This window comes from Mycobacterium sp. (genome assembly GCF_032159775.1).
Classification (GTDB): Bacteria; Actinomycetota; Actinomycetes; order Mycobacteriales; family Mycobacteriaceae; genus Mycobacterium.
Genome location: NZ_JAVHWK010000003.1, coordinates 1 through 2,649, shown reverse-complemented (window position 1 = coordinate 2,649; position 2,649 = coordinate 1). Strand labels below are relative to the sequence as shown.

The window sequence follows — 2,649 nt, the reverse complement described above, 5'->3', positions numbered from 1 at the left end:
CGGCCGAGGTCGAGCCGCTCGGACGGCACCGCGCGGGCGACCACGCCGACCTTCTCGATGCCGTCACGCACGGTGGTGACCGGGGCGCCGGAGATCAGCATGCTCAAGGCTTGCGAGACGTCCTGCGGGGTCAGGCCCAGCGCTCGGGCGCGGTCCTGATCGACCACCAGCTTGAGGTAGGGCGACTGCTCGTTCCAGTCGAGCTGCGGGTCCTTGACGTTGGGATTTTGCCGGACCACGTCGCGCACCTTGTAGGCGATGTCGCGCACGGTGTTGGGGTCCGGGCCGATCACCCGGAACTGGACCGGGAAGCCGACCGGCGGGCCGAAATTGAAGCGATCGACGCGGACGCGGGCTTCGTTCAGCGTGCCGTCATCGACCGCCTTTTCGATCCGCGCCTTGATGCGCTCGCGCGCCTCGACATTCTTGGCAACGATCACGATCTCGGCGAAGGCCTCGTTCGGCAATTGCGGACTGAGCCCGAGCCAGAACCGAGGCGAGCCCTGTCCGACATAGGCGGTCGAGGTTGCGATGTCGTCGTCGCCCTTGAGCAGCGCTTCCGCCTTCTTCACGGCCTTTTCGGTGACGTTGAAAGCGGTGCCTTCGGGCAGGCGCAGTTGCAGGAACAGTTCCGGACGCTCGGAGAGCGGGAAGAACTGCTGCTGCACATGGCCGAACCCGACGATGGAAAGCGCGAAAATGCCGACCGTCGCCGCCACCACCTTGATGCGGTGCTCGACGCACCACGCGATCATGCCGCGCAGGATGCGATACACGCGGGTCTCATAGACCGCGTGCGGATCGTGGTTGTGGTGGACGGTGATGTTCGGCAGCAGCTTGACGCCGATATAGGGCGTGAAGATCACCGCGACAAACCAGGACGCCACCAGCGCGATCGCCACGATCCAGAAAATGCCGCCGGCATATTCGCCCACCGCCGAGTTGGCGAACCCGATGGGCAGGAAGCCCGCCGCGGTGACCAGCGTGCCGGTCAGCATCGGGAACGCGGTGGACTCCCAGGCGAAAGCCGCAGCGCGAGCGCGGTCCCAGCCCTGCTCCATCTTCACCACCATCATCTCGACGGCGATGATGGCGTCGTCGACCAATAGCCCGAGCGCGATGATCAGTGCGCCGAGCGTGATGCGGTGCAAATCCAGCGACATCGCGTTCATCACGATGAAGACGATGGCCAGCACCAGCGGTACCGACAGCGCCACCACGATGCCGGTACGCCACCCCAGCGCGACGAAGGAGACGAACAGCACGATCGCCAGCGCTTCGACGAAGGAATGCACGAATTCACCGACCGCGTGCTCGACCACTCTCGGCTGGTCGGCGATCTGCTCGACGCTGATCCCCTGCGGCACCGCGGCCATGAACTCGTTGGTGGCCTTCTGCACGTCCTTGCCGAGCTCGAGGATGTTGGCGCCCTTGGCCGTGACCACGCCGACGCCGAGCGCGGGCTTGCCCTCCTGGCGCACCTTGAAGGTCGGCGGATCGACATAGCCATGGGTGACGGCGGCGATGTCGCCCAGCCGAAACACCCGGCCATTGCTCTCCACCGGCGTTTCCGCGACCGGCTTGGCGCCGTCGAGCGCGCCGGTGACGCGCAGCGGCACGCGCTGCGACGAGGTTTCCACCGTGCCGGCCGGCACGACATTGTTCTGCTTGGCGAGCGAATCGAACAGCGTCTGCGGCGTGATACCGAGCGTTGCCAGCTTGGCGTGGGAAAATTCGACGAAGATGCGTTCGTCCTGGGTGCCGTAGAGGTCGACCTTGGTGACGCCAGGCACTTTTAGCAGTTTCTGACGCAGGCCTTCGGCGGTCTTCTTCAACTGCGCATAGTCGGCGCCGTCGCCGGTCATCATATAAAGGATCGAATCCACGTCGGAGAATTCGTCGTTGACCACCGGACCGAGCAGGCCCGCCGGCAACTGGCCCTGCACGTCGGCGAGCTTTTTGCGCAGCAGATAGAACAGATACGGCACGTCTTTCGGCGAAGTGGAGTCCCTGAACGTCACCTGCATCGCCGTAAACGCCGGCTTGGAATAGGTCTGTACCTTCTCGAAACCCGGCAGTTCCTGCAGTTTCTTCTCGATCGGGTCGGCGACCTGGGTCTGCATTTCCGCGGCCGTCGCACCAGGCCAGATCGCCGAGACGTTGACGACCTTGACGGTGAAGAACGGATCCTCGGCACGGCCCAGCCGCTGATAGGAGAAAAAGCCGGCGGCGCTGAGGGCTACGACCAGGAACAGGATCAGCGCGGGATGGCTGACCGCCCAGGCAGAGAGGTTGAACCGTTTCATGGCACCCTATCCTCTTCCAAATGCAGCCTTGCGTTCGTCATTGCGAGGAGCTCTTGCGACGAAGCAATCCAGTTCTTTCTTTGTTGCCTCTGGATTGCTTCGCTGCGCTCGCAATGACGGAGTGACTCAGAACGACAGCGACGACACGACCCGCACCTTCTGGGCCGGATCGAGTTTCTGCACACCGAGCACGACGACCTTCGCGCCTTCGTCGACGCCGCTGGTGATGACGACGTCGTTGCTCTCGTAGGATTTCACGGCAACCGGCTTCAGCGTCACATCGCCCGATGCATCGACAATATAAAGAGAGGGATCGCCGCCTTGCGAGAACAGCGCCGACAGC

Annotated in this window: 2 protein-coding genes; both read right to left on the bottom strand. The window is 63.8% G+C overall.

What is annotated here, in order from left to right; translation table 11 throughout:
- Positions 1–2,306 (bottom strand): efflux RND transporter permease subunit (locus tag QOJ24_RS00295; protein ID WP_526257969.1); only part of this gene is annotated, 2,306 nt, incomplete at its 3' end.
- A gap of 126 nt (positions 2,307–2,432) precedes the next feature.
- Positions 2,433–2,649: permuted SH3 domain-containing protein (locus QOJ24_RS00290; protein WP_526257967.1), on the bottom strand; the 217-nt coding region annotated here is incomplete at its 5' end.